Genomic DNA, 23,830 nt, shown 5'->3' on the forward strand with positions numbered 1-23,830 from the left:
CTTAGGAGAGACGATGACAGACACCACAAGCCTCCCGGAGCCGGTCGGCACCGGGCCGGAAGGGTGGCCGAGCGCCACCGAACTGGCCGGGCGGATCGCCTCCGGCGAGGCCGGCGCGCGCGAGGTCCTGGAAGGCTACCTGGCGCGCATCGACGCGCTCGATCCCGCGCTGAACGCGTTCTGCCACGTCGAGCATGACCAGGCCCGCCAGGTGGCCGACGCGGCCGACGCGCGGGTGGCGGCCGGCGGGCCGCTGCCGCCGTTCCTGGGCGTGCCCATCGCGATCAAGGATCTGCACCCGGTCCGCGGCCGGCCCCTGTGCAGCGCCTCGAACGCCGTCGAGCACCGCGTGATGGACGCCGACGCGCCGGCGGTCAAGGCGCTGCGGGAGGCGGGTTTCGTGTTCGTGGGCGCGACGACGTCGCCGGAGTTCGGCACCGTGTCGGTCACCGAGTCGCTGCGCCACGGCGTCACCCGCAGCCCCTGGGATCTGAACCGCAGCCCGGGCGGTTCCAGCGGCGGCGCCGCCGCGGCCGTTGCGGCCGGCCTGCTGCCCGTCGCGCACGGATCCGACGGGGCGGGCTCCATCCGCGAGCCCGCCAGCTTCTGCGGGCTGGTCGGGCTGAAGCCGAGCCGCGGACGCGTCCCGTCCGACGCGCACTACATGGAGGGCTTCGCGACCGAGGGCGTGCTCACCCGTACCGTGCTGGACACCGCGGCCATCCTGGACGTCTTGGCGGCGGCCCCGCAGTCCACCTGGTACAGCGCTCCCCCGGCCGACGAGCCCTACCGGCGGCAGGCCCAGCGTGATCCGCGGCGGCTGCGCGTCGGGCTCAACCTGCAGCCCGCCTTCCCCGCCGAGGTGCACCCCGCGGCCGTCGCCCTGGCCCGCCGGGCCGCCGACCTGCTCGCCGACCTCGGGCACGAGGTGGTCGAGCAGTCGATTCCGGGACTCGACCCCGACTGGTTCCAGCCCCGTTTCGAGATCCTTTACGCCACCGGTTCGGCCGACTGCGCGGTCGTGGACGAGTCGGCGGCCGAGCCGCTCAACCGGACCCTTCGCCAGGCCGCCCGTGAGACCGACTCGCTGACGTACGTGCGGACCATGCTGGAGTTGCAGTGGCGCTCGGCGGAGATGTACCGGGCGTGGGAGGCCGTCGACGTGCTGCTCACCCCGACCAACCCGGTTCTGGCGCCGAGTGAGGGGGCGCTGTGGCAGGGGCAGGACGCCGACCCGTGGCTGCCGCTGCGGCGCGCGGAGGAGACCGCCTCGCTGACGGCCCTGGCGAACATGCTGGGCCTGCCCGCCATCTCCATCCCGCTCGTGGAACAGCCCGGCGGCCTGCCGCTCGGCGTCCAGCTCATCGGCGGCAGATGGTGTGACGGCACGGTCCTGGCCCTGGCCGGCCAGCTCGAACGCGCCCACCCGTGGCGTCACCGCAGGCCCAGCATGCCCATGACCATCGAATCCGCCGGGAGGAACACCTCATGGATCTGACCGCCCCGCTCTCCTCGACGATCATCGACTTCCGCGTACGGGTGCCCAGCGCCGCACGCCCGCCGCTCGCGGCCGGCGGCGACGTCTACACCCAGTACGAGGCGGTCCTCGACATCGGCGACGGCTGGCACAAGGGCATGGGCGAGTTACTGGCCGAGATGGACGAGGCCGGGGTCGGGCACGCCGTGCTGCACGCGGAGTACGAGCACGGCGACTACGCCGACGCGCTGAATGAGGAGGTGGCCGAGCAGGTGCGGCTGCGGCCCGACCGGTTCTCCGGGTTCGGGACGGTCACGCTGGAGCCCCTGTCGATCATGCGCGCCGTACGCCAGGTCGAGCGGGTGGCCGCGCTGGGGCTGGCGGGGATCAACGTGCAGCCGTCGTTCTTCGGCCACGCGATCGACGACCGGCAGCTGTACCCGGTGTACGCCAAGGCCACCGAGCTGGGGCTGGCGATCGGCATCCACACGGGCGTCAACTACTCGCGCCGGCACCCGATCGAGTCCGAACGGCCCGTCCGCCTGGACCAGGTCGCCTGCGACTTCCCCGAGGCGACGCTCATCGCCTGCCATGGCGCCTGGCCCTGGGTGCCGGAGATCGTGGCCGTGGCGCGGCGGCACCCGAACGTGCTCGTCGACTTCGGCGGCCTGGCCCCCAAGTATCTCGGCGTGCCGGGATCGGGCTGGGAGATGATGCTGCGCTTCATGGACCGGGTCCTGCGCGGCCAGGTGCTGTTCGCCACGGACTGGCCGGTGTTCCCGCACCTGCGGGCCCTGGAGGAGTGGCATGGCCTCGGCCTGCGGGCCGAGACGCTGGACGCGCTGCTGCACGACAACGCCAGACGGCTGCTGTCGGCCCGCCAGGAGGCGGTGCCGGTATGAGCGTTCCGCGGTTGGCCCGCATCACCGACTACGTCGGCCATTGGGCCACGCACCGCCCGGCCCGCGAGGCGCTGGTCGGCGAGCACGGCCGCTGGACGTACCAGCGGCTGCGTGAGGACGTCGACCGTTGCGCGGCCGCGCTGCTGGCCGCCGGCGTGCGGCACGGCGACCGGGTGGCGCTGCTCGGCCACCCGCAGCCGGAATGCTTCGTGGTCTTCCTGGCGACGGCGAGCATCGGCGGCGTCTGGGTGGGCCTGAACCCCAAGTACACGATCGCCGAGCTGTCCCACGTGGTCGCCGACAGTGAGCCGGCCCTGCTGTTCGGCATGCTCGACGCCGAGGATGCCACGCTGAGCGCGCTGCGGTCGCTGGGGCCGGCCCGCGTGGTGACCCATGACCGCGCGGTGGACGGGCTGTCGGTCTCCTACCAGGAGTTCCTCGACGCCGGCGCGGACGTGCCCGGCGACCTGCTGGCCGGCGCCCGCGAGCGGGTCCGGCCGCTGGATCCGGCGGCGATGATCTACACCTCCGGCAGCACCGGCAGGCCCAAGGGCGCGCTCGTCCCGCACTGGGGGCTGGCCCACTGCGGCGCGGTGCAGGCGGGACGGTGGTACGGCCAGGCGCCCCGCAAGCTGTGCGACCTGCCGCTCAACCACATCGGCGGGCTCGGCGACATCAGCACCTCGGTCCTCACCGCCGGCGGCACGGTCGTGTACATGCGGCGCTTCGACCCGGCCGGCGCGCTGCGCATGGTGGAGCGCGAGCGCCTGACGCACCTGTACTGCGTTCCGACGCAGTTGCTGGCCATGGTGAGAACGGCGGAGTGGTCCCAGTGCGACCTCGGCTCGCTGGAGTACATCCTGTGGGGCGGGGCCGCCGCGCCGCAGAGCCTGCTGGAGACGCTGTCCAGGACGGGCGCGCGGCTGGCCACCAGCTACAGCCTCACCGAGTCGACCGGTTCGGTGACCTACACCGACCCAGAGGACCCGCTGGAGGTGCTGGCCTGGAGCGTGGGCCGGGTGGATCCGCACTACGAGGTCACGCTGCGCCGCCCTGACGGCGTCACGTCCAGCGCCGGCGAGCTGCTCATCCGGGGCGACTTCATCACCCGGGGCTACTGGCGGGCGCCGCAGGCCACCCGGGCGGCGATCGACGGCGACGGCTGGCTCCACACCGGCGACCTCGCGGTGCAGGAGGCGGGCGGCCACATTCGCCTCGTCGGACGGCTGAAGGAGATGTTCAAGTCGGGCGGCTACAACGTCTACCCCCGCGAGCTCGAAGCCGCGATCGAGGAGCATCCGGCCGTCGCGCTGGCCGCCGTGGTCGGCGTGCCCGACGAGCGCTGGGGCGAGGTCGGGCACGCCTTCGTCGTGCCGAGCGGGCCGGTCACGGCGGGTGAGCTGCGCGAGTACGCCCGCGCTCGGCTGGCCAACTACAAGGTGCCGAAGGTGTTCCGGCTGGCGGCGGAGCTGCCGAAGCTGCCCATCGGCAAGATCGACAAAGTGGAGCTGCGCCGCCGCGCCATGACGCTGGGAGATCGACATGATTGAGATCGGTAATTTCATCGACGGCGCGTTCGCCGATCCGCTCGACGGCGAGTGGGCACCCGTGCTCGACCCGGCGACGGGCCGGACGATCGCGCACGCCCCGCGATCGGGGCCCGCGGACGTCGACCGGGCGGTGGCCGCGGCCGGGGCGGCCTTTCCCGGCTGGGCCGCCACGACCCCGGGCGAACGCGCGCTCGCGCTGCTCAAACTGGCCGACGCGATCGAGGAGCACGGCGCCGAACTGGCCGAACTGGAGTCGGCGAACGCCGGAAAGCCCCTGCACGTGGTCAAGAGCGATGAGATCGGCACGATGGCCGACAACCTGCGCTTCTTCGCCGGCGCCGCCCGCTGCCTGGAGGGCAAGGCGGCCGGCGAGTACGTGGCCGGCTACACCTCGATGATCCGCCGGGAGCCCGTGGGCGTGGTCGGCCAGATCACCCCGTGGAACTACCCGATGATGATGGCGGTGTGGAAGATCGGCCCCGCGCTGGCCGCCGGGTGCACGACCGTGCTCAAGCCCGCCCCGACGACACCGGTGACCACCGTCAGGCTCGCCGAGATCGCCGCGGACATCTTCCCACCCGGCGTGCTCAACGTCGTCGTCGGCGGCAACGAGCCGGGCGCGGCCCTGGTCGAGCACCCGGACGTCGACCTCGTCTCGCTCACGGGGTCCGTCGAGACCGGCCGGTGGGTCGCCGAGCACGCCGCCCGTACGCTCAAGCGCACCCATCTGGAGCTCGGCGGCAAGGCGCCGGTCGTGGTGTTCGACGACGCCGACCTGGAGGCGGCTCTGGAGATCATCTCCGGCGCCGGCTTCTACAACGCGGGGCAGGACTGCACCGCGGCCACCCGGGTGCTGGCCGCGCCCGGTCTGTATGACGACCTCGTCGCCGGGCTGGCCGCCAAGGCCAAGGAGCTGGTGATGGGCGACATGAGCGCGCCGGACACGACGCTCGGCCCGCTCAACTCCCTGCGCCAGCGGGAGCGGGTGGCGGGCTTCCTGGAGCGCCGGCCCGGCCACGCGGAGGTCGTCACCGGGGGCCGGGCCGCCGACCGGCCGGGCTTCTTCTTCGAGCCCACCGTCGTCGCCGGGCTGCGGCAGGACGACGAACTGATCCAGCGGGAGATCTTCGGGCCGGTCATCACCGTCCAGCGCTTCGGCGACGAGGACGAGGCGATCAGGCTGGCCAACGGCACGCCGTACGGCCTGGCCGCCTCGGTCTGGACGCGGGACATCGGGCGGGCCCTGCGCATGTCCAGGGCGCTGCGCTTCGGCTGCGTCTGGATCAACGACCACGTCCCGCTCGCCTCGGAGATGCCGCACGGCGGCTACGGGCAGTCGGGCCACGGCAAGGACCTGTCGGCCTACGCGCTCGAGGACTACACGCACGTCAAACACGTGATGGCCAGCCTGCGCTGAGCACCGGCCACCTGAGCTCGGGAGTACCGCGCCACCCCCACTTAATCTATCGATCGTTCGAAATGGTGATTGCCCATGATGCGAGGGAAGGCAGCGGGACGCGTCCTGCTGGTGATGGCCCTGCTGGCCACAGGCTGCGGCGCGCCCGCCGGGAACGCAGCGCCCCGTGACGGCGGGACGCCGAAACGCGGCGGGAGCCTGACGATCCTGCGCGCGTCCGACATCGACGGCTGGGACCCCGACAAGGCCATCCAGCTCGCCACGTTCCAGACCCTGCCGCAGGTGATGGAGGGCCTGGTGCGCTACGCGCCCGACGGCACGTCGATCGAACCCGGCCTGGCGCAGAGCTGGAAGCTCGACGCCAAGGCCAAGACCATCACCTTCACGCTGCGTCCCGGGCTGACCTTCAGCGACGGCCGGCCACTGACCTCGCAGGACGCCGCCTTCTCCGTCGAGCTCTGGCGCAAGGGACTGTCCCTCGGCACGCTGTACGCCGCCATCACCGGCACCGCCACACCCGACCCGCGGACCCTGGTCATCAAGATGAGCAAGGCGAGCACGTTCACGCTCACCTGGCTGAGCAACGGCTCCTCGGTCATCGTGCCGAAGGACTTCGGCGGGATGAGCCGGAAGGACTTCTTCACCAAGCCGATCGGCGCCGGCCCCTTCGTCGTGGCCTCCTACCGGCCGGGCCAGCAGCTCGTACTGGAACGCAACCCGCGCTACCACGACCCCGCGCGCCCCTACCTGAACCGCCTCACCTACGACGTCGTCGCCGACCCCAACCAGCAGTTGCTGCGCTACCAGAGCCGCCAGGCCGACGCCATCGAGGCGGTGCCGCTCGACCTGGCCAGCCAGATTCCGCGCGGCGAGCAGGTGATCGTCCATCCGTCGGCGACCATCCACGGCATCTTCGTCAACGCCGCCCGGCAACCGGGCAACGACCTGCATTTCCGGCGCGCGGTCAGCCTGGCGATCGACCGCGCCCGCTACATCCAGGCGGTGTTCGGCGGTCTGGCCGTACCGGCCACGGGCGGGCTGCCGCCGCGGGTCCAGGGCTCGGCCGGGTGCGGGTGCGTGTACGAGAGCGACGTGCAGAAGGCCAAGCAGGAGCTGGCCCAGTCCTCCTACCGGCCGGGGACGAAGGTGGAGCTGGTGGTGGACGCCACGACACCGTTCTCCACCCGCGCGGGCGAGACCGCCGCCGCGCTGCTGCGGGCCGCCGGCATCGAGGTCGACCTGCAGAAGCTGGAGGTGCAGGTACTCGTCGACCGGCAGGCGAAGGGCACCTACGACCTGTCGCTGGGCGAGGTCGGCAGCGTCTCACCGACCGTCGGCGACATCTTCGGCCTCATCGTGGCCACCGGCGGGCTGTACTCCGGCCTGCCGATGAAGACCATCTCCGACGCCTTCGCCCGGCTGGAGGTCGCCCGGACCGACCAGGAACGGGCCGAGGCGGTGCGCGTGGCCGAGACCTGGATCCATGACAACCTGCCCTACATCCCGACCGCCTTCCCCGACCGCCTCTTCGCCGTCTCCCCCAAGGTGAAGGGCCTCAAGGTCACCCCCTTCCTGTCCTATCCGGCCGACCTGCTCTGGGCGGCGTGAGCATGCCCGCCGGACGGTTGCGCTTCGTGGCGGGCAGGCTGGTCCAGGTGCTGCCGGTGCTGCTCGCGCTGCTGCTCATCGTCGTCCTGCTCCAGCAGCTGATGCCCGGCGACCCCGCGCGGGTGATCGCCGGGCCGCGGGCGAGCGCCGAACAGGTGGCGTGGGTCCGCCACGATCTCGGGCTCGACCAGTCGATCCTCGCGCAGTTCTGGACATATGTGGTGAATCTGTCCGGCGGGGACCTGGGCCGGTCGAACCGTACCGGGATCCCCATCGCCACCATCGTGGGCGAGCGCGCCGCCGTGACGGTGTGGCTGCTCTTCGGCGGCCTCATCGTCAGCACGGTGCTGGCGGTGCCCGCCGCGCTGCTGATGGCGCTGCGCCCGCGCTCGCCCGCGGCCCGCGTGTGCGCGCGTTCGCTCACGGTCATCCTCAACTGCCCGCCCTTCTGGGTGGGCCTGATGCTGGCCTCGGTGCTGGCGCTGCGGACGGGCTGGCTGCCTGTCGGCGGCTTCGGCGGGGACACCGGCGACCGGCTCCGCTCGATGGTCCTGCCCTCGCTGACGATCGGCCTGGCGGCGATGCCGCTGCTGGCCCGCAGCGGCGCCGCGAGCCTGCGCCAGGTGCTCGCCGCCGACCACGTGACGACCGCCCGGTCGCTGGGCCTGTCCGGGTGGCCGCTGATCCGGCGTCACCTGCTGCGCAACGCGCTGCCGCCGGCCGTCACGCTGCTGGCCGTCCAGGCCGCCGCGCTGCTGTTCGGCGCGGTCATCGTCGAGCAGACGTTCGGCCTGCCGGGGCTGGGGGCCGAGATGGTCAACGCGGCGAGCCAGCGCGACTTCCCGGTGGTCCAGGCCCTCACGCTGATCTTCGGAGCGGCCATCATCGGGATCAACCTGCTCGCCGACCTGGCGGTCGCCCTCCTGGATCCGAGGACGACATGGCGATGACCACTCCCCCGCCGGTCCTGGACGCCGCCGTACCGGTGAGACCGCGCGCGTCCGGCTGGACCCGTTCGGCGGCCGCCGGGCTGCTGGCGCTGGCGATCCTGGCCGCCGTCCTCGCGCCGCTGCTGGCTCCGGCCGACCCGGCCCTGCTGACGCTCGACCAGCTCCAGCCGCCCAGCGCCGCCCACCTGCTCGGCACGGACGCGCTCGGCCGGGACGTGCTGTCGCGGCTGCTGTTCGCGCTCCGTACCGACCTGCTGCTGATGGTGTTCGCCGCGGGGTTGCCGATGCTGGCCGGCACGCTGATCGGCGCGGTGGCCGGCTACCGCGGCGGCGTCCTGGACGCCGCGCTGCGCTGGGTGGCCGACATCTTCCAGGCGTTGCCCGTGTACGTGCTGCTGATCGCCTTCGTGTTCGTGCTGGGTCCGGGCACCGCGTCGCTGCTGGTCGCGTTCAGCGTGCTGGGCTGGGTGGTGTACGCGCGGCTCATCCGCACCGAGGTGCGCCGGGTGCGGGAACACGACTACGTCTCGGCCGGCTACCTGCTCGGCCTGTCGCACACCGCGGTGCTGTTCAGGCACGTGCTGCCGAACGCGCTGCGCCAGTCGCTGGTCTACCTGGCCACCGACATGGGGATGGCGCTGCAGGGCATCGCGGTCCTGTCGTTCTTCGGGCTCGGTGTCAAGGCGGGTACGCCCGAGCTCGGCGCGATGGTGTCGGAGGCCCAGCTGTTCCTGCGCAGCCACTGGTGGCTGGCGGCGTTCCCGGGTCTGACGATCGTGATCCTCGGATCGAGCATCGCCGCCCTGGGCGACCGGCTCGGCGACCGCCTTGGCGGTCGGGTCGGCGGTCAGGTTGGTGGTCGGCTCGGTGGTCGGCTCGGTGGTCGGGTCCGTGGTCGGGTCCGTGGTCGAGGGGAGGCGCGAGGATGAGCGCGCATCCGCTGCTCGAAGTGGACGGACTGCGGCTCGCCGTCCGCCGGGACGGCCCGGCGCCGACCGTGCTCGACGGCGTCTCCTTCGCGGTCGGCGCCGGGCAGTGCCTCGGCATCGTCGGCGAGTCGGGGTGCGGCAAGTCGCTCACCCTGCGCGCCGCCATGGGACTGCTGCCACCGGGCGTCGAACGCACCGGCGGCGAGATCCGCCTGAGCCCGCGGGCCGGGGCCGCACCCCACGCCGTCCCTCCCGGGCAGGCGGCAGGGCGCGGGCTGGCGATGGTCTTCCAGGACTCGCACGCCTCGCTCGATCCCACGGCCCGCGTCGGAGCCTTCATCGCCGACATCGTCCGCCGCCGCACCGCCACCTCACGGGCCGCGGCCAGGCGACGGGCCGTGGAGCTGCTGGCCTCGGTCGGCGTCCCCGACCCCGCCCTGCGGTTCGGCGCCTATCCGCACGAACTCAGCGGCGGCATGCGCCAGCGCGTCGCGATCGCCCTGGCGCTGGCCACCGACCCGCGGGTGCTGCTGTGCGACGAGCCGACCACGGCACTGGACGTGACGCTGCAGGCGGAGATCCTGCGGCTGCTGGACGCCGCACGCGCCGACCGGGGACTCGGCATGGTCTTCGTCAGCCACGACATCGCGGTGATCCGCCAGATCGCGGACGTGGTCGCCGTCATGTACGCCGGCCAGATCATCGAGATGGGGCCGGCGCCGGACGTCCTGGACCGGCCCCGGCACCCCTACACCCGAGCCCTCATCGACGCCGTCCCCACGCTCGACGGGCCCATCGGCCGCTTCCGTCCGATCGCGGGCTCCCCGCCCGCCCCGGCCGACTACATTTCCGCCTGCCGCTTCCTGGCGCGCTGCGCCCACCACGTCGCGGCCTGCGCGGGCCTCGTCCCCGGCGTCGACGGGCTCGACAGCAGGCACCGGTCGTCCTGCGTGCACACCTTGGAGGACAGATGAGCGAGCTGGTGCGGGTGGAGAGACTCGTCGTGGACTTCCCCGTACGGACCGGGCTGCTGCGGCAGCGGCGCGTCCGCGCGGTCGACGGGATCGACCTGGAGCTGGGCCGGGGCGAGATCCTGGGCCTGGTCGGCGAGAGCGGCTGCGGCAAGTCCACGCTCGCGCGCGCCATCGTCGGCCTGGCTCCCCCGTCCGCCGGACGCGTACTGCTCGACGGCGTGCCCGTACCCGCGCGGCGCCCGCCGGGCATGCGCCGCCGGATACAGATGATCTACCAGGATCCGGGTTCCTCGCTCGACCCGCGCCGCACGGTGTCGCAGACGCTCGCCGAGCCGCTGCGCCGGGATCGCACCGTCCCCGCCGGGCAGGTCGGGCTCCGGACGCGGGAACTGCTGGAGATGGTCGGGCTGGGGGAACGGCAGGCGCACGCGCTCCCGCGCGAACTGTCCGGAGGTCAGCGCCAGCGCGTCGCGATCGCCCGCGCCCTGGCCGTCGAGCCGGAGGTGCTGGTCGCCGACGAGGCCGTGGCCGCGCTCGACGCGTCGGTGGCGGGCTCCGTGCTCAACCTGCTGAGCGACCTGCGCGAGCGGCTCGGGCTGACGGTGCTGTTCATCTCGCACGACCTGGCGACCGTACGGGGGCTGTGCGATCGCGTCGCCGTCATGTATCTGGGGTCCATCGTGGAGGAGGGGCCCGTCGCGGAGGTCTTCGCACGGCCGGGGCATCCGTACACCCGCGTCCTGCTCGACGCGGTCCCCTCCCGCCACCGGCGGCGCCCCGGCGCCAGGGCTCAGGGGCTCACGGGCGAACCCCCGAGCCCCCTGCGGGTCCCGCCCGGCTGCCGCTTCCACCCGCGCTGCCCGCAGGCGGCCGAGCGGTGCGGTGAGGCGGAGCCACCTGAGGACCGGCGGGACGGGCAGCGGGTGTGGTGCCATTTCTCGTGGCGCGACGGACAGGCTTTCGAGCTCTGAATGGTTCCGCATGGCGCGGCGGGTGACCTTACGGCCCCCCGCTGGTGATCACGGATGGATGCCGGCGCCGTCGAGCAGGGCACCGGCTGTCGCGACGGCGAGGCCGTCGAGCCCCTGCGCCTGCACGACCGCCCGCGCGCTGGACCCGTCGAACACGACGGTCAGCTGCCGTGCCAGCAAGGCGGGGTCCTCGGCGCCGCCGCGCTCGGCCTCCTGCTGGAAGAACGCGGTCAGCGCGTCCTTGCCGCGGCGGGCGACCAGGCTCGCCGGATGCTCGGGCGACTTGACCTCCACCGCCGCCGCCACGAACGGGCTGTGCGGAATGGTCTCCCAGTACAACGGCGAGAAGGTGGTCGGGCCGCGCAACCTGTGGAACCCGTCCGTGACGCGTTCGAAGATGCTGGCGTTCATGGTGACCGAGGAGCTGGACCTGCAGCCGGACTTCGTCCGCGAGGTCGGCGGCTGGCTCGGCGAGGGCAAGCTCCGCTACCAGGAGACCGTGGTGGACGGCTTCGACAACCGGGAAGATGATCGTCAAGCTCTAATGATATTACGTACGTCATATAATAGAATAGGCTTGGGCCAAACGGAGCGAATGGAGGAAGCTCGTGGTGCGCTATGCCAAGGAGCACAAGGAGGTGACGCGGCAACGGATCATCGAGAAGGCCGGACATCGGTTCAAGCAGGACGGCATAGACGGCTCGGGCGTCTCCACGCTGATGTCGGATGCCGGGCTCACCAACGGCGCCTTCTACGCCCACTTCGCCTCCAAGGACGACCTCGTCGCCACCGTCGTCGCGAACGAACTGAGCACGCAGGTGGCCAGATACGGCACACTGCGGACCGGCCGCCCGGGGCTCGAGGACCTCGTTCGCGAGTATCTGTCGCCTGAGCACCGTGACCACCCCGGCGTCGGATGCCCCTCCGCCGCCCTGCTCGACGAGATCGGCCGGTGCGGGGACGGGACCAAGCAGGCCTACACCGACGGTGCGAGGGCCATCGTGGAAGAGATCGCAGCCCGCCTGGCACCTGAGGATCCGCAGTCCGCTCGCGGCAAGGCCATCGGGCTCTTCACCATGATGGTGGGGACGTTGCAACTGTCCCGTGCCCTCTCCGACCGTAAGTTCGCCGATGAGGTCCTTGAGCAGGGAATTGAGAACGCCCTCACCTTCATGCGCTGGGGGGGCGGTCAATCCGCGGCAGGGTGGCCGCCTGCCGCCGCGGTAACCGTGCCTGGCACCTACTTCCGCTCGAGGAACTCAAGAGCCGTCTCCACGAACTGCTCGTGGAACTGGAAGATGCCGCCGTGGCCCGCGTCTGGGTAGATCACCAACTCGCCGTTCGGCACTCGCCGCGCCAGGTCGGCCGAGTTCTTCGACGGCACCATCCTGTCGCTGTCGCCGTTGGCGACGAGCACAGGCTGGTGGATGACGGACAGATCGTGAGGCCGCTCCAGCCCCCAGCGGTGAATGGCCTTGAGCTGGGCAAAGTAGGACGTGAGGGAGATCGCCTTGTCCCGGTCGTGGGTGCGCTCCTTCAGGCGGGCCAAGAACTCCTTTCCGGCCCGACGCCCGTTGGCGGTGCGGGTGAAGAAGAGGAACTGCTTCGGGTCCTGAAGAGTGAGCAGTCCTCGGACGGTGTCGAGATGAGACAACCGGGTCACGTTCTTGATGCCCTCGCCGCCCGCGGGACCGGTGCCCGTGAGGATCAGCCTGCGGACGAGTCGCGGTTCGGTCTGCGCGATGGCCTGGGCGATCATGCCGCCCATCGAGAAGCCATGGAGATCGACGTGCTCGAACCTGAGCGCCCGGATGAAGGTGACGGCATCCTCGGCCATCGCCTGGATGGTCCGCGGCGTCGACCCGGTAGATGCGCCAACGCCCCTGTTGTCGAACGTGACGACCCGCCGCTTGGCGGCGATGCCGTCGACGACCCGAGGGTCCCAGTTGTCCAGGACCGCGGCGAGGTGGTGGAGAAAGACCACCGGGACGCCGCCCTGGGGACCGAGCTCGCGGTAGGCGAAGGTCCCTCCGCCGACCGCGATGGTGCGGGTCGGTGCGTTCTTGTATGACGTCACCACATCGCCTCGTACATCTTGTGCATCGTTCACGGTCAAGCCCCCTCGGCATCACGTCGATTATTGAATTATGAACGTAATTCTATACAGGGGCAAGCCTGCGCGCCGAACGAGGTGACGTACGTCGGAATCGCACGGACCCGGGTGGAGGGCTTACGAGCCTTGAACGGCCCGCCGATCCCAGGAGGGGCCGTAGTGCCGCTCCATGTTGTCCCGCATGAACCGGACCACTTCGGCCGGGGCCTTGGCCACCGAGCCCGCGTCGTGCGGGGGCTGAGGGTCGTACTCGATCCCCAGCTGCACGGCCTGGGCGTAGGCCGGGCCCATCAGCCGGTCGCAGAGCAGCAGCGCCATGTCGATGCCGGAGGACACGCCCGCGGCCGTCATGATCTTCCCGTCCTCCACGACGCGCCTGGACACCGGTTCGGCGCCGAAGCAGCGCAGGCTGTCCAGCTCGTACCAGTGCGAGGTGGCCTGACGGCCCCGGAGCAGGCCCGCGGCCCCGAGCAGCAGCGATCCGGTGCACACCGACGTCGTCCACGTGCTCGTCTCGTGCACCCGGCGCAGCCAGGCCAGAACCGTCTCGTCGGCCAGCAGGCCCTGGGTGGTGCTGCCGCCGGCGACCACCACGATGTCCGGCCGCTCCATGCTCTCCAGCGGCTCGGCCACCAGCCCGAAACCGGGCTGATCGGCGGCGCACATCCCGGGCGTGGCCGAGACGAAGCACACCCGGGGATCGGGCAGGCGCCTCAGCACCTCGAACGGCCCGGTGGCGTCCAGGGAGGTGAAACCTTCGTAGATGAGGATGGCGACGTCCACGTTCTTGCCCGCTCTCGTCAGCTGGTTGATTTTATCGACCGATCGATTAAACTCGCTCCATGGTAGGCGTTGGAAACGACTTAGACCAGCGCGTTCGCGCGGACATCGCCATCCTCGGCGGCGGCACCGCCGGGGCGGTCGTCGCCGGGCGCCTGATCGAGACCACCTCCCTGTCCGTGGTGGTCGTGGAGGCCGGACCGGACTACGGGCCGTTCGCCTCCGGGCGCTGGCCCCGCGAGCTGCTCGACAGCGCCACGCTGCCGGAGACGCACGACTGGGGATACCGGGGCCCCGGCGCCCTCCCCGCACGCGACCTGCCGCTCGATCGCGCCCGCGTCATCGGCGGCTGCTCATCCCACAACGGCTGCTCCCAGACCGTCGGCCACGCCGCCGACTACCGGTCATGGGGGCTGTCCTGGACCGACACGTCGGTCACCGAGCTGATGAGGCAGGGCGCGGCCAGGCTCCGCGTCCGCCGGGACTCCGACGACGAGCTCACCCCGTTCCAGGCCGCGGCGATGGACGCCATGATCCTCTCCGGCGTGCCGCGCACGGATGACCTGGACGACCTGTTCGCCGGCGCCGGCTGCGGCCCGTCGCCGGTCAACAACCCTGACGGCGTCCGCTGGAACAGCGCGTTCGCCTACCTGGACCCGGTTCGGGGCTACCTTGGCCGAGGGCACGGCGCCCTGGACCCGATACAGGGCTCCTTGGTCCCCGAGCGCGGCGGCGCGCGGCTTCGTGTGGTCGACCACGCGCTGGTCGACCGCCTCGAACTGCACGGCTCGGTGGTCCGCCGCGCGCATGTGCGGCGCGGGCAGGAGCGGCTCACCGTGGAGGCGGACCGCTTCGTCCTGTGCGGCGGCGCGTACGGCAGTCCCGAAGTACTGCTGCGCAGCGGCGTCGGACCGGCCGGCGAGCTGGCCGCCCTCGGCGTGGAACCCCGCCTCGACCTGCCCGGCGTCGGCCGCAACCTGCACGACCACCCCACCTTGGAGCTGCGGTTCGCCGCGAGCGACGAGTTGGTGCGACGACTCGCCGGCTACGAGCGCGAGCGGGCGGCGGTCCCGGACGAGCAGGTGATCGGCAAGGCGCTCTCGCCCGGCGGCCGGGCGCCGTACGACCTGCATCTCCTTCCGTGGACCGGCAGAGAATCCGCGGGCTGGACCTGCGTGTTGCCCGCCGCCTGCCTCACGCCGCAGTCCCGGGGCGCCCTGCGGCTGATCTCGCCCGACCCCGGAACCAGACCGGTCGTCGACCACGCCTACCTGACCGACCCCGAGGGACGCGACCTGGCGGTGTTGCGGCACGGCATCGACCTGTGCCGGCGCATGGCCGCCTCACCTGCGCTGGCGCCGCTTCTGGGGCGGCCTCTCGACGAGTTCACCGCGGCATTCATGGCGGACCGGCGAGCTGAATTCTCCACGACCCCACAAGACGGCCCGCGAGCGGGCGAGGCCGCGATGCGCGCCGCCGCCGCCCACTACTGGCACCCCGTCGGCACGTGCGCGATCGGCACGGACCCGGACGCGGGAGCCGTCGTCGACACCTCCGGGCGGCTGTACGGCGCCGACAACCTCTGGGTCATCGACGCCTCGATCATCCCGGTGATCCCCCGGGCCACAACGAACCTTCCCGTCGTCGCTCTCGCCGAGCACCTTGTACGCACACTGGCCTGACGCGCCCCAACGCCCTTCCGCGACCCTCGCCGCGTCCGGCATACTCAACGCGAGAGCAGCTCCCCGGCCTGATTCAGGCCGGGCGGCCTTTGGCCAGGGCCCGCGCGGTGAACCGCTCGGCGTCGATGATCACCCGCTCGTGCGTACCCTCACCGACGACATCCACGCCGTCTTCAGCCGCCACCTCGAACCGCAGCAGCCGCCCTTCCACCGACACCAGCCGCACCCGGCAGGTCACCGTCATCCCCGCCGGCGTCGGCGCCTGATGAGTGATGTCGACGCGCGTGCCGACCGTCTGCTCGCGCGGCCAGTCCAGGTACGGCAGGACGGCCCGTACGCACGCCCACTCCAGCAGCCCGACCAGGAATCCGGTGGCGAACACCGGCGGCATCACCCCGAACTCCGCCGACTCCGGATACAGCCCCGCCACGACCTTGCTCGGCGGCACCAGGAACGCGAACTCGTGCTCCAGCCCCGCGACCAACCCTTCAGCCATGCGCTCCACCGATCATCCGGGCGGCCGCGGCCTTGGCCCGCAGCATCGCCGACCGATCCCCATCCACCACGACGCGGGCATTGGCCCCGTCGATGAGCAGCAAAAACGCGTAACCCAATTCCTCCGGGTCGGCCAGTCCGGCCCGCTCGGCCAGCTCGGTCAGCCGCTGCCGCAGCCACCCCTTGTAATCGGAGATCACCTTGCGCGCCGGATGGTCCGGATCGGGCAGCTCCACCGCGGCGTTGGTGAACGGGCACCCGCGAAACCCCTCACTCCGGTGCCCCCGCGCCAGCCAGTCGAACACCGCCAGCAGCCGCTCCTGGGCCGACCCGCCGTTCTCGACGAGGAACTCGGTCAGCCCCGCCTGCCGTACGGCGCGCCGCCACTCCAGTACGGCGGCCACCAGGTTCTCCTTCGACCCGAACTGGGCGTACAGGGTGGGTTTTGACACCCCTGCCCGCTCCACCAGCGCGTCCACGCCGGTGGCCCGGATCCCTTCGGCGTAGAACACCTCGGTGGCCACTTCCAGCAACCGCCGCCCACCGGGACTGTACTTCTCCACGACGCCATACTTACAGGTCTGTAACCCCGTACAACCTTCGCCTGGAAGGGAGACAGGCAGCGGCAGATGACGAACGCCCCGCACGCGATCACCGGCGCTGGACGTGAAAGCCCTCGCCTGCCGCGCTAGCGAACCCAGCCGGTGTAGCGTCGGCCCCCCTTCGGATCCTCGCGCCACCCTGAACGGCCGCCCGCGCCCTCGGGCTGGAGTGCGGCGGAGACGGCCCGGACGAGCCAGGCGTTGACGGAGAGCCCCTCGCGGCTGGCCGCCTCCTCGATACGCGGCTTGAGCTGCTCGGGGACCCGCAGCGAGATCCGCGACGTGCCACCCTCCTCACCGTCCTGCGGCACCGCCGTCGACGCCGAGGCCGCCTCCGAAGCCCCCCGGGCTCCCGGAGCCCCTCGTCCCGCTGGAACTCCAGAACCCGACCACCGCCGACCGGCCGCCCCACCCGGCAGCGCGTCGAAACCGCCCTCGCTCTCCTCATCCAGCGAGCGGTCCATGGGCGGCGGTGTCACGACGAAGGAGGGGTCGCGTCCGCGCAGCCGCACATCGACCGATCCCGGCGCGAGCTCACGGGTAATCTCGTCAGCGGCGGCGGACAACGCCTCCAGCAGCACGAGCCGCGTGGCCGACTCCAGCGGCGAGGTGAGGCGCTCGGCGAGCGCGCGCGCATCGTCGCCACCCGCTTCGGCGGCGACCGCGAGTTCGCGGCGCAGATTGTCGACGTACGGCGCGAGATCCATGGCATCACTATGGCGCCATAATGGCGTCAATGCAAGCTCGACGTCGCAGCTCACCTTTGACGCCACCACGCTGCCCGGCAGGCGATGAAATCCGTCTCCGGACGCCTCCCGCGCGCGCCCATGCGGCAGACCGAACAGCCACGGGAGGCCGTCAGCATGCCCGTAACCGGCACAGGGATACCTTACCCAGATGGAAACCGTCACGCTGGACCGCCTGGACCGCTGCCTGGCACACGCTCTCCAGATCGACGGCCGAGCACCCTTCAGCAAGATCGGCGAAGTGCTCGGCGTCTCCGAGAACACGATCGCCCGCCGCTACCGGCGGCTGCGTTCGGCCGGGATACTCCGCGTCGTCGGGGTGGTCGACGGGTTCCGGCTCGACTACGTTTCGTGGGCGATCCGCCTGCGCTGCACCCCGGACGCCGGAAGCGCGGTCGCCTCCGCCCTGGCCCGCCGCAACGACACCGCCTGGGTGAGCCTGCTCTCCGGCGGCACCGAGATCGCCTGCGGCACCCTGGCCCGTACCCCCGCCGAACGCGACGCGCTCCTCCTGGAGAAACTCCCCCGCAGCCGGCAGGTGGTGGGCGTCACCGCGCACCGCATGCTGCACAGGTTCGCCGGTGGACCGGCGGGCTGGGCGGGCCTGCGGGCACTGTCCACCGAGCAGGCGGCCGAACTCCAGCCTCCACCCCCCGTCGTGCCCGACGAATCCATCCGGCTCGACGAAGCGGACCACGCGCTGCTGGAGACCCTGTCAAAGGACGGGCGCACCCCGCACACCGACCTGGCCGTGATCACCGGCTGGTCGGAGTCGACCGTACGGCGGCGCCTGGGGCACCTGCGGCAGGCCGGGATCGTCTACTTCGACGTCGACATCCCACCCGAACCCCTCGGCTTCCACGCCGAGGCCTGGCTGTGGATGTCCGTCAAGCCCGCCAAGCTCGCCGCCGTGGGCGAGGCCCTGGCCCTGCACCCGGAGGTCACCGTGGCCGCCGCCACGACGGGTCCCGCCAACCTCTTCGCCGGCGTCACGTGCCGGGACTCCCGCGATCTGTACCGGTACCTGACCGAGCGCATCGGATCACTGAAGGCCGTACGGCACGTCGAGACGGCACCGCTGATCCGGACCGTCAAGCGAGCAGGCGCCATCCTGCCCACGTGACATCGGATTCCGTCTTCGGCACCGCCCCTCGTGCCGGAAACCGCCACATCGCCGCTCCTGGCTCGCCTTCACCCGCGTCAAGCGCCGACAGTTGCCGACGACCAGAAGGGATCCACCACCATGCATGTGATCGTCATCGGCGCCGGTCTCGGCGGCCTGTGCCTGGCCCAGCGGCTGCGCCAGGACGGCATCAGCGTCTCCGTACACGAGCAGGACCCGACACCGGTCTTCCGCGACCAGGGCTACCGCCTCCACATCAACGCCGACGGCCGTCGCGCCCTCGAACACGCCCTGCCACCACGGCTGTGGCAGCTGTTCCTGGCCACCGCCGGGACACCCGGCCCCCGCTCGGTCTTCCTCGACGAGCAGCTCGTCCCGCGATGGACGGCCGAAGCGGAGCCCGGACCCGCGCCCCTGGCGGTCGACCGGCTGACCCTGCGCCAGATCCTGCTGGCCGGGCTGGAAGACATCGTCACCTTCGGCAAGACCTGCACCGGCTTCGAAACCGACCGCGCTGAAAACGACGTCGTCACCACCGCGAACAGCCGTGTCACCGCCCACTTCGCCGACGGCAGCACCGTGACCGGCGACGTGCTCGTGGCCGCCGACGGCGTGAACTCCGTCATCCGCCGCCGGCTCCTCCCCCACGCCCGCGTCGTGGACACCGGCCTGCGCCAGCTCTACGGCAAGATCCCGCTCAATGACCGGACCCAGGGGCTGTTCAGCGACGACATGTTCAACGTCTTCACCGCGATCGTCGGCCCCCGCAACGCGTTCATCGGGGTGGCGCCGGTGGAGTTCCCAGAGCCGCTCCACCAGGCCGCGCTCCGGCACGCCCCCGCCGTCCGGCTCCGCGCCGTTCAGGACTACATGACCTGCAGCTTCGGCATCCGCGCTGAGCACCTGCCCCGCACCGACGACGAACTCCACCGGATGACCGGCGCCGAGCTCCGCGCGATGGTGCTGGACCTGATCGACGGCTGGCATCCCCGCGTCCAGCGCATCGCGCGGGAGTGGGATCCGGCCAGCATCTTCCCCGCCGTACTGCGTACGAGCGTCCCCATCGAGGCATGGCCCACCACTGCCGTCACCCTGCTGGGTGACGCCATCCACGCGATGAGCCCGGCGGGCGGGGTGGGCGCCAACACCGCGCTGCGTGACGCGGCCACGCTGGCGGACGCGCTGAACAAGGCGGCACACGGACGCCCGCTCGTGGCGGCGGTGCGTGACTACGAGACGGCCATGATCGACTACGGGTTCGCCGCAGTACGTGCCTCCGCCGACAACGGCCACCGCTTCCTCGGCCAGAACCCGCTCCCCACGGCATAACCGGACGAGGCCATCCCCCGGCCACGCTCTGCCTGATGGACAGGACGACAGCCACGCGGTGACCGGCGCCCGTTCGGCCTGATCGATGGGCCTAAGACCTGCCGCCGGGAGACTGAGCGCGACTTACTAACATTGCCAGTCATGGAGTTGACGGAGCGATTCGAGTGGCGTGGAAGGCAGATTGCCTGGGGACGCGCGGGCGCGGGTCCGGCCGTGGTGTTCTGCCATGGCACGCCGTTCTCGTCGGTGTTGTGGCAGCCGTTCGCGGAGGCCTTGAGCCGCGACTTCACCGTCTACCTGTGGGACATGCCCGGATATGGCCGTTCGTCCAAGCATGCCGAGCATCCCGTGGATTTCGGCGCGCAGGCCGATGCGTTCGCGGCGCTGCTCACGCACTGGGGGTTGGACCGGCCACACGTGATCGCCCACGACTTCGGCGGTGCCGTATCCCTGCGCACGCACCTGACCCTGGGCGTCGATTACGCCTCGCTCATGCTCGTCGACGTCGTGGCCATCCCGCCCAGCGGCTCGCCCTTCTTCACCTTCGTGCAAGACCATCCCGACGTCCTGGCAGGGCTACCGGCCTACATCCACACCGCCATCGTGCGCGCCTACATTCAGGGCGCGAGCCACCGCGGCCTACGCGAGGACGATCTCGACGCCCTCGTGCGGCCGTGGACGGGAGAGGAAGGCCAGCCCGCCTTCTACCGGCAGATCGCCCACTACGACGAGCGCTTCCTCGAAGAGAACGAAGAGCGATTGAGCCGCATCAGTATCCCCGTAAGGATCCTGTGGGGCTCCTGTGACGCGTGGATCCCCACCGATATCGCCCGGCGCCTGCAGAGCCTGATCCCCGCCGCCGAACTCTCGCTGATCGACGCCGCCGGTCACCTGGTCCACCACGACGCGCCCGTCCCGCTCATGGACGAAATCCGCGCCTGGCTCACCACCGTCTGAGGCACCGCGTGCAGGCGCGCCCCGGCGGGTGAAGGCACGCATGGAACGCTCGCGCAAGATTGACACATGGACATCGACCGCGCCCGCACCGCCTTCGCCGCCGCCTACCGGGAGCTCACGGCGGCGGTGAGCGGGATCGACCTGCTCCAGCCCACCAGGTGCGCAGGGTGGGCCGCCGTCGACCTGCTCTTCCACATGCTCTGCGACGCCCAGCGCGCACTCGTCACCCTCGCCACCCCGGCGGACGGGCCGCCCGACGTCGACTACGTGACCTACTGGACTCCCTTCACGCCAGGCGTGGACGGCGCGGACGGCCACGCCTGGTGGGTACGCAGATCCGCCTCCGCCTTCGCGCGGCCTTCCGGCGTCGTGCGGGTCTGGCAGGACACCGCCCCCGCGGCGGTGCGGGCGGCGCTGGCCACGGACCCCGCCGGGTTCGTCGCGACGCAAGGCCACGTCCTCGCCGTCCCCGACTTCCTGGCCACCCTGGCCACCGAGGCCGCCATCCACCACCTCGACCTCTCGACGGATCATCCGCCCGCGCCGGAGGCGCTGGAGCTCGCGGGTGAGACGCTCGACGGCCTGCTCGGTACGGCCCGGCCGTCCCAGCTGGATCTGCCCACCTACGTCCTGGAGGCCACGGGACGGCTGCCGTCGGACGACGTGAGGTTCCCGCTGCTGGGTTAGCCCTCGATGACCAGGCCTTACCCGCAGCTCGCCAGGACACATGCCCGTCCAAGCAAGCCCCGCCGTGAGCAGCCTCGCCCGGGATGCTAATTTGACCGTTCGTGTCCGACTACCTGCGTGATCTGTTCTCCCTTGCCGGCCGGCGGGCCCTGGTGACAGGCGGAAGTTCCGGCATCGGTTACGCCATGGCCGAAGCGATCGGCCGGGCCGGCGCCGAGGTCGTGATCGTGGCTCGCCGGGAGGCCGAGCTCGACAAGGCCGTGCAGCAGCTGGAGCAGCACGGCGTGACGGCCTCCCGCATCAGCGCCGACCTCGGTGACCGCGCCGCCGTGGAACGGGTCTGCGCCGGCGCCGGCCGGATCGACATCCTGGTCAACGACGCCGCCAACAACATCCGCAAGCCCATGGCCGAGCTCACCGACGACGACTACGAGCAGACGATCGCCGTCAACCTGACCGCCCCCTACCTGTTCGGCCAGCACTTCGGCCCGCGCATGGCCGAACGGGGCTGGGGACGGATCATCAACGTGGGCTCCCAGCAGACCGTCAGCGCGTTCGGCAACAGCGGTGCGTATGGTGCGGCCAAGGCAGGCATCGCCGGACTCACCCGGTCGCAGGCCGAAGCCTGGTCACGCCAGGGCGTATGCGTCAACACGATCATCCCCGGCTTCGTGCTGACGCCGCTGACCGAGCCGGCCCAGGCCATCCCCGGCCGGGTCGAGGCGCTCGCGGCCCGTCACATGGTCGGCCGTAACGGCGTGCCGGACGATTTCGCCGGTGCCGCGGTGTTTCTGGCCGGTGACGCCTCCGCGTTTGTCACCGGCCAGATGCTGTTCGTCGATGGTGGCTTTTTCGTTCACTGAGTCGGCCGAGCGCCTTTACTTTGTAGATTACTGACGGCGGATGTGCCGGACCTCCGCGCCCTCGTGCCAGGTGTCGATGACCAGCTCGTCCCCTTCGACCCGGGTCCACACCACCTCGGACAGGTCGATCCTGAACAGGTGGGAATCGGTGTTGGGCAGGCCCGCCTCGGCCAGCACCTTCGGATCGGTGATCTCGACCGCCCGCCCGGCCAGCTTCACGTCGCCGGCCCATGACGACGGATCGGCCTCATCGGGGTCGGGCGAGGTGACGTGGATCGCCATGCGCGGATCCCGCCGCAGGTCGAGCGCCTTGACCGCGCCGGCCATGGACCCCATCCACAGCTCGCCGCCGTCAAAACGCGACTCGGTGCCACTCACCCGGGGCGAACCGTCTTTACGGAGCGTGGCCAGCACCTTGTGCTTGTGACGCTCCATCACCTGCCGAGCGACCGCCGCCAGCCCGGGAGCCTGGAGCTCGAACTCTTTCCACGACGTCATGCGAGCATCATGAACGACGGCACCGACAAAATGACGATCCCGCCGGCTGCTCGTCGACCGTTCGTACACACCACCGATCGTGTCCGGGTGCAGGACCCAGGCGTGTTCGGCCGGCGACATGAACTCAGGCGGGCAGGGCCTCCACCGCGCTGTGGAGGCCCTGCCCGGAGCTCGGTTGATCAGGTGCAGTGTTCGAAGCCGCTGTCGTAGGTGGAGGAGCCTGCCTTACCGCCCCACTTCACGCATTTGTCCGCCGCCGAGGCCCGTACCGGCCCCGCGTAGTAGGAGAAGTTGCCCGTATCGGTGATCCTGCTGCTTCCCTGCACCTCCAGGTAGGCGGTCGTCGCCGTGGCGGTGCCCAGGGAGGTGCTCTTCAGCGTGGTGACGCAGTTGTAGCCGGTGGAGCTGTTGTAGAGCAGGTAGACCTTGCCCGAGGTGCCGAGGGCCGCCGAGTCGATCACGCTGTAGCCGTCGCCGCAGACTTCCTGCGGGGTGTACGGGTTGGTGGTGTTGCCGCAGTTCTTGGAGGTCAGCGTCTGGATGGGGTAGCCGTAGGTCGTACCGTTGAAGACGGCCTTCTGGATGTTGGACGGATAGTTGCTGCCGAGCCGTACCTCGTAGTGGAGGTGGGGTGAGATGTTGTTGCCGGGCTTGCTGGTGTTGCCGACGGTGCCGATCTTCTGTCCCTGGGCGACGGTGTCGCCCTCGCTGACCGAGCGGACGTTCAGGTGCGCGTAGTAGGTCGCCCAGCCGCCACCGTGGTCGATCTTGACGAGGTTGCCGTAGCCGTTGGTGGAGCCCTGGTGGGCGGAGATGACCACCGTGCCCGCCGCGGCGGCCACCACGGGGTCGCCGAGGTCGGCGTCGGCCGTGCTGCCCCTGTTGAAATCGATCTCCCACGACACGTGGGCGCTGCTCCCGCTGGAGTTGCCGGTCCAGGACTGCCCGCAGGGGAAGGGCAGCTGGAAGTTGGTGGCCATGACGCTCACGTCCGCCGTCACCTGGTTGGGCGGGTCGCCGCCCTCATCGCCCGGGTCGGCGGCGGCGACGCTGAAGAACAGGGCTAAGGCCGCGACCGCGACTACTCCGAATTTCACTTGGACCCCTTCTGCACCGAATGTGTCTTGTTAGGGCCCAGATTGGGAATGATCCGTACAAAAAACATACAGAAGGCTGC

24 protein-coding genes are annotated in these 23,830 nt (G+C 71.1%); 16 read left to right on the forward strand and 8 right to left on the reverse strand.

The genetic code is table 11. The features are described 5' to 3' along the window. Positions 1–13: 13 nt before the first annotated feature. The 9 genes from ACGFNP_RS01695 to ACGFNP_RS01735 all read left to right on the forward strand — a co-directional run bounded on the left by ACGFNP_RS01695 (position 14) and on the right by ACGFNP_RS01735 (position 10,778). Entirely contained in the window at positions 14–1,498 is a 1,485-nt protein-coding gene (locus tag ACGFNP_RS01695; protein ID WP_393313644.1) for an amidase, read from the forward strand. Next, positions 1,489–2,379: an amidohydrolase family protein gene (locus ACGFNP_RS01700; RefSeq protein ID WP_358333853.1), complete on the forward strand. Its 891-nt coding sequence runs from the start codon at positions 1,489–1,491 to the stop codon at positions 2,377–2,379. The genes ACGFNP_RS01695 and ACGFNP_RS01700 overlap by 10 nt, the downstream gene beginning before the upstream one ends. Next, on the forward strand, positions 2,376–3,929 hold the full coding sequence (locus ACGFNP_RS01705; RefSeq protein ID WP_393313647.1) for a class I adenylate-forming enzyme family protein: 1,554 nt from the start codon (positions 2,376–2,378) through the stop codon (positions 3,927–3,929). Before ACGFNP_RS01700 ends, ACGFNP_RS01705 begins: the two co-directional genes overlap by 4 nt. Next, complete coding sequence (locus tag ACGFNP_RS01710; RefSeq protein WP_393313650.1) at positions 3,922–5,346, forward strand: gamma-aminobutyraldehyde dehydrogenase; 1,425 nt, start codon at positions 3,922–3,924, stop codon at positions 5,344–5,346. The genes ACGFNP_RS01705 and ACGFNP_RS01710 overlap by 8 nt, the downstream gene beginning before the upstream one ends. A gap of 75 nt (positions 5,347–5,421) precedes the next feature. Beyond that, on the forward strand, positions 5,422–6,954 hold the full coding sequence (locus ACGFNP_RS01715; protein ID WP_393313653.1) for an ABC transporter substrate-binding protein: 1,533 nt from the start codon (positions 5,422–5,424) through the stop codon (positions 6,952–6,954). 2 nt (positions 6,955–6,956) lie between these two features. Next, positions 6,957–7,904 (forward strand): ABC transporter permease, encoded by a 948-nt coding sequence (locus ACGFNP_RS01720; protein WP_393316562.1) that lies wholly within the window; start codon positions 6,957–6,959, stop codon positions 7,902–7,904. Beyond that, on the forward strand, positions 7,901–8,833 hold the full coding sequence (locus ACGFNP_RS01725) for an ABC transporter permease (protein ID WP_393313656.1): 933 nt from the start codon (positions 7,901–7,903) through the stop codon (positions 8,831–8,833). Before ACGFNP_RS01720 ends, ACGFNP_RS01725 begins: the two co-directional genes overlap by 4 nt. After that, positions 8,830–9,807 carry an ABC transporter ATP-binding protein gene (locus tag ACGFNP_RS01730; RefSeq protein WP_393313658.1) on the forward strand — a complete coding sequence of 326 codons (978 nt, stop codon included), beginning with the start codon at positions 8,830–8,832 and terminating at the stop codon, positions 9,805–9,807. The genes ACGFNP_RS01725 and ACGFNP_RS01730 overlap by 4 nt, the downstream gene beginning before the upstream one ends. Continuing rightward, the gene (locus ACGFNP_RS01735; RefSeq protein ID WP_393313661.1) at positions 9,804–10,778 is read left to right on the forward strand and encodes an oligopeptide/dipeptide ABC transporter ATP-binding protein; all 975 of its coding nucleotides are present in this window, start codon (positions 9,804–9,806) and stop codon (positions 10,776–10,778) included. The genes ACGFNP_RS01730 and ACGFNP_RS01735 overlap by 4 nt, the downstream gene beginning before the upstream one ends. Before the next feature lie 48 nt (positions 10,779–10,826). Here the strand turns inward: ACGFNP_RS01735 and ACGFNP_RS01740 are convergent, their stop codons facing one another. Beyond that, complete coding sequence (locus ACGFNP_RS01740) at positions 10,827–11,189, reverse strand: hypothetical protein (RefSeq protein ID WP_393313664.1); 363 nt, start codon at positions 11,187–11,189, stop codon at positions 10,827–10,829. Between the two features lie 197 nt (positions 11,190–11,386). Between ACGFNP_RS01740 and ACGFNP_RS01745 the strand changes: the two genes are divergently transcribed. After that, positions 11,387–12,103: a TetR/AcrR family transcriptional regulator gene (locus ACGFNP_RS01745; protein WP_393313667.1), complete on the forward strand. Its 717-nt coding sequence runs from the start codon at positions 11,387–11,389 to the stop codon at positions 12,101–12,103. Here the strand turns inward: ACGFNP_RS01745 and ACGFNP_RS01750 are convergent. Both ACGFNP_RS01750 and ACGFNP_RS01755 read right to left on the reverse strand, forming a co-directional pair. After that, positions 12,019–12,855, reverse strand: coding sequence for an alpha/beta hydrolase (locus ACGFNP_RS01750; RefSeq protein ID WP_358333883.1), 837 nt, complete (start codon positions 12,853–12,855; stop codon positions 12,019–12,021). The two genes, ACGFNP_RS01745 and ACGFNP_RS01750, sit on opposite strands and share 85 nt — an antisense overlap. A gap of 153 nt (positions 12,856–13,008) precedes the next feature. After that, positions 13,009–13,674 (reverse strand): DJ-1/PfpI family protein, encoded by a 666-nt coding sequence (locus ACGFNP_RS01755; protein ID WP_358333886.1) that lies wholly within the window; start codon positions 13,672–13,674, stop codon positions 13,009–13,011. 59 nt (positions 13,675–13,733) lie between these two features. On the opposite strand from ACGFNP_RS01755, the gene ACGFNP_RS01760 reads away from it, so the two are divergent. Further along, a complete protein-coding gene (locus ACGFNP_RS01760; RefSeq protein ID WP_393313672.1) occupies positions 13,734–15,353 on the forward strand; it encodes a GMC family oxidoreductase in 1,620 nt (539 codons plus the stop codon). A gap of 73 nt (positions 15,354–15,426) precedes the next feature. On the opposite strand, the gene ACGFNP_RS01765 is transcribed toward ACGFNP_RS01760, so the two are convergent. From ACGFNP_RS01765 to ACGFNP_RS01775, 3 genes are all read right to left on the reverse strand, one after another. Further along, the gene (locus ACGFNP_RS01765; protein WP_393313675.1) at positions 15,427–15,849 is read right to left on the reverse strand and encodes a thioesterase family protein; all 423 of its coding nucleotides are present in this window, start codon (positions 15,847–15,849) and stop codon (positions 15,427–15,429) included. Further along, a complete protein-coding gene (locus tag ACGFNP_RS01770) occupies positions 15,842–16,411 on the reverse strand; it encodes a TetR/AcrR family transcriptional regulator (RefSeq protein WP_393313678.1) in 570 nt (189 codons plus the stop codon). Before ACGFNP_RS01770 ends, ACGFNP_RS01765 begins: the two co-directional genes overlap by 8 nt. Before the next feature lie 125 nt (positions 16,412–16,536). After that, the gene (locus ACGFNP_RS01775) at positions 16,537–17,157 is read right to left on the reverse strand and encodes a hypothetical protein (protein WP_393313681.1); all 621 of its coding nucleotides are present in this window, start codon (positions 17,155–17,157) and stop codon (positions 16,537–16,539) included. Between the two features lie 190 nt (positions 17,158–17,347). On the opposite strand from ACGFNP_RS01775, the gene ACGFNP_RS01780 reads away from it, so the two are divergent. From ACGFNP_RS01780 to ACGFNP_RS01800, 5 genes are all read left to right on the forward strand, one after another. Further along, positions 17,348–18,319: an Lrp/AsnC family transcriptional regulator gene (locus ACGFNP_RS01780; protein ID WP_393313683.1), complete on the forward strand. Its 972-nt coding sequence runs from the start codon at positions 17,348–17,350 to the stop codon at positions 18,317–18,319. 120 nt (positions 18,320–18,439) lie between these two features. Then, positions 18,440–19,648, forward strand: a complete 1,209-nt coding sequence (locus tag ACGFNP_RS01785) for an FAD-dependent oxidoreductase (protein WP_393313685.1) — start codon at positions 18,440–18,442, stop codon at positions 19,646–19,648. A gap of 141 nt (positions 19,649–19,789) precedes the next feature. Then, entirely contained in the window at positions 19,790–20,605 is an 816-nt protein-coding gene (locus tag ACGFNP_RS01790; RefSeq protein ID WP_358333908.1) for an alpha/beta hydrolase, read from the forward strand. Between the two features lie 66 nt (positions 20,606–20,671). After that, on the forward strand, positions 20,672–21,292 hold the full coding sequence (locus tag ACGFNP_RS01795) for a maleylpyruvate isomerase N-terminal domain-containing protein (RefSeq protein ID WP_358333911.1): 621 nt from the start codon (positions 20,672–20,674) through the stop codon (positions 21,290–21,292). A 101-nt stretch (positions 21,293–21,393) separates the two neighbouring features. Next, on the forward strand, positions 21,394–22,155 hold the full coding sequence (locus tag ACGFNP_RS01800; RefSeq protein ID WP_358333914.1) for an SDR family oxidoreductase: 762 nt from the start codon (positions 21,394–21,396) through the stop codon (positions 22,153–22,155). Between the two features lie 27 nt (positions 22,156–22,182). Here the strand turns inward: ACGFNP_RS01800 and ACGFNP_RS01805 are convergent, their stop codons facing one another. Together ACGFNP_RS01805 and ACGFNP_RS01810 are read right to left on the reverse strand one after the other, a co-directional pair. After that, the gene (locus ACGFNP_RS01805; protein WP_358333917.1) at positions 22,183–22,653 is read right to left on the reverse strand and encodes a pyridoxamine 5'-phosphate oxidase family protein; all 471 of its coding nucleotides are present in this window, start codon (positions 22,651–22,653) and stop codon (positions 22,183–22,185) included. 179 nt (positions 22,654–22,832) lie between these two features. Beyond that, positions 22,833–23,750, reverse strand: coding sequence for a M23 family metallopeptidase (locus ACGFNP_RS01810; RefSeq protein ID WP_393313689.1), 918 nt, complete (start codon positions 23,748–23,750; stop codon positions 22,833–22,835). Positions 23,751–23,830 lie beyond the last annotated feature (80 nt).

It is taken from the genome of Nonomuraea sp. NPDC049269 (assembly GCF_043197155.1).
Lineage (GTDB): Bacteria > Actinomycetota > Actinomycetes > Streptosporangiales > Streptosporangiaceae > Nonomuraea.

Excerpts from the sequence above, each read along its gene's own strand:
- ACGFNP_RS01695 (WP_393313644.1), top strand. The coding sequence starts at position 14 with ATGACAGACACCACAAGCCTCCCGGAGCCGGTCGGCACCGGGCCGGAA.
- ACGFNP_RS01725 (WP_393313656.1), top strand. The coding sequence starts at position 7,901 with ATGACCACTCCCCCGCCGGTCCTGGACGCCGCCGTACCGGTGAGACCG.
- ACGFNP_RS01705 (WP_393313647.1), top strand. The coding sequence starts at position 2,376 with ATGAGCGTTCCGCGGTTGGCCCGCATCACCGACTACGTCGGCCATTGG.
- ACGFNP_RS01765 (WP_393313675.1), bottom strand. The coding sequence starts at position 15,849 with ATGGCTGAAGGGTTGGTCGCGGGGCTGGAGCACGAGTTCGCGTTCCTG.
- ACGFNP_RS01720 (WP_393316562.1), top strand. The coding sequence starts at position 6,957 with ATGCCCGCCGGACGGTTGCGCTTCGTGGCGGGCAGGCTGGTCCAGGTG.
- ACGFNP_RS01785 (WP_393313685.1), top strand. The coding sequence starts at position 18,440 with ATGCATGTGATCGTCATCGGCGCCGGTCTCGGCGGCCTGTGCCTGGCC.
- ACGFNP_RS01795 (WP_358333911.1), top strand. The coding sequence starts at position 20,672 with ATGGACATCGACCGCGCCCGCACCGCCTTCGCCGCCGCCTACCGGGAG.
- ACGFNP_RS01805 (WP_358333917.1), bottom strand. The coding sequence starts at position 22,653 with ATGACGTCGTGGAAAGAGTTCGAGCTCCAGGCTCCCGGGCTGGCGGCG.
- ACGFNP_RS01735 (WP_393313661.1), top strand. The coding sequence starts at position 9,804 with ATGAGCGAGCTGGTGCGGGTGGAGAGACTCGTCGTGGACTTCCCCGTA.
- ACGFNP_RS01775 (WP_393313681.1), bottom strand. The coding sequence starts at position 17,157 with ATGGATCTCGCGCCGTACGTCGACAATCTGCGCCGCGAACTCGCGGTC.
- ACGFNP_RS01780 (WP_393313683.1), top strand. The coding sequence starts at position 17,348 with ATGGAAACCGTCACGCTGGACCGCCTGGACCGCTGCCTGGCACACGCT.
- ACGFNP_RS01700 (WP_358333853.1), top strand. The coding sequence starts at position 1,489 with ATGGATCTGACCGCCCCGCTCTCCTCGACGATCATCGACTTCCGCGTA.
- ACGFNP_RS01730 (WP_393313658.1), top strand. The coding sequence starts at position 8,830 with ATGAGCGCGCATCCGCTGCTCGAAGTGGACGGACTGCGGCTCGCCGTC.
- ACGFNP_RS01790 (WP_358333908.1), top strand. The coding sequence starts at position 19,790 with ATGGAGTTGACGGAGCGATTCGAGTGGCGTGGAAGGCAGATTGCCTGG.
- ACGFNP_RS01760 (WP_393313672.1), top strand. The coding sequence starts at position 13,734 with ATGGTAGGCGTTGGAAACGACTTAGACCAGCGCGTTCGCGCGGACATC.
- ACGFNP_RS01715 (WP_393313653.1), top strand. The coding sequence starts at position 5,422 with ATGATGCGAGGGAAGGCAGCGGGACGCGTCCTGCTGGTGATGGCCCTG.
- ACGFNP_RS01740 (WP_393313664.1), bottom strand. The coding sequence starts at position 11,189 with ATGAACGCCAGCATCTTCGAACGCGTCACGGACGGGTTCCACAGGTTG.
- ACGFNP_RS01710 (WP_393313650.1), top strand. The coding sequence starts at position 3,922 with ATGATTGAGATCGGTAATTTCATCGACGGCGCGTTCGCCGATCCGCTC.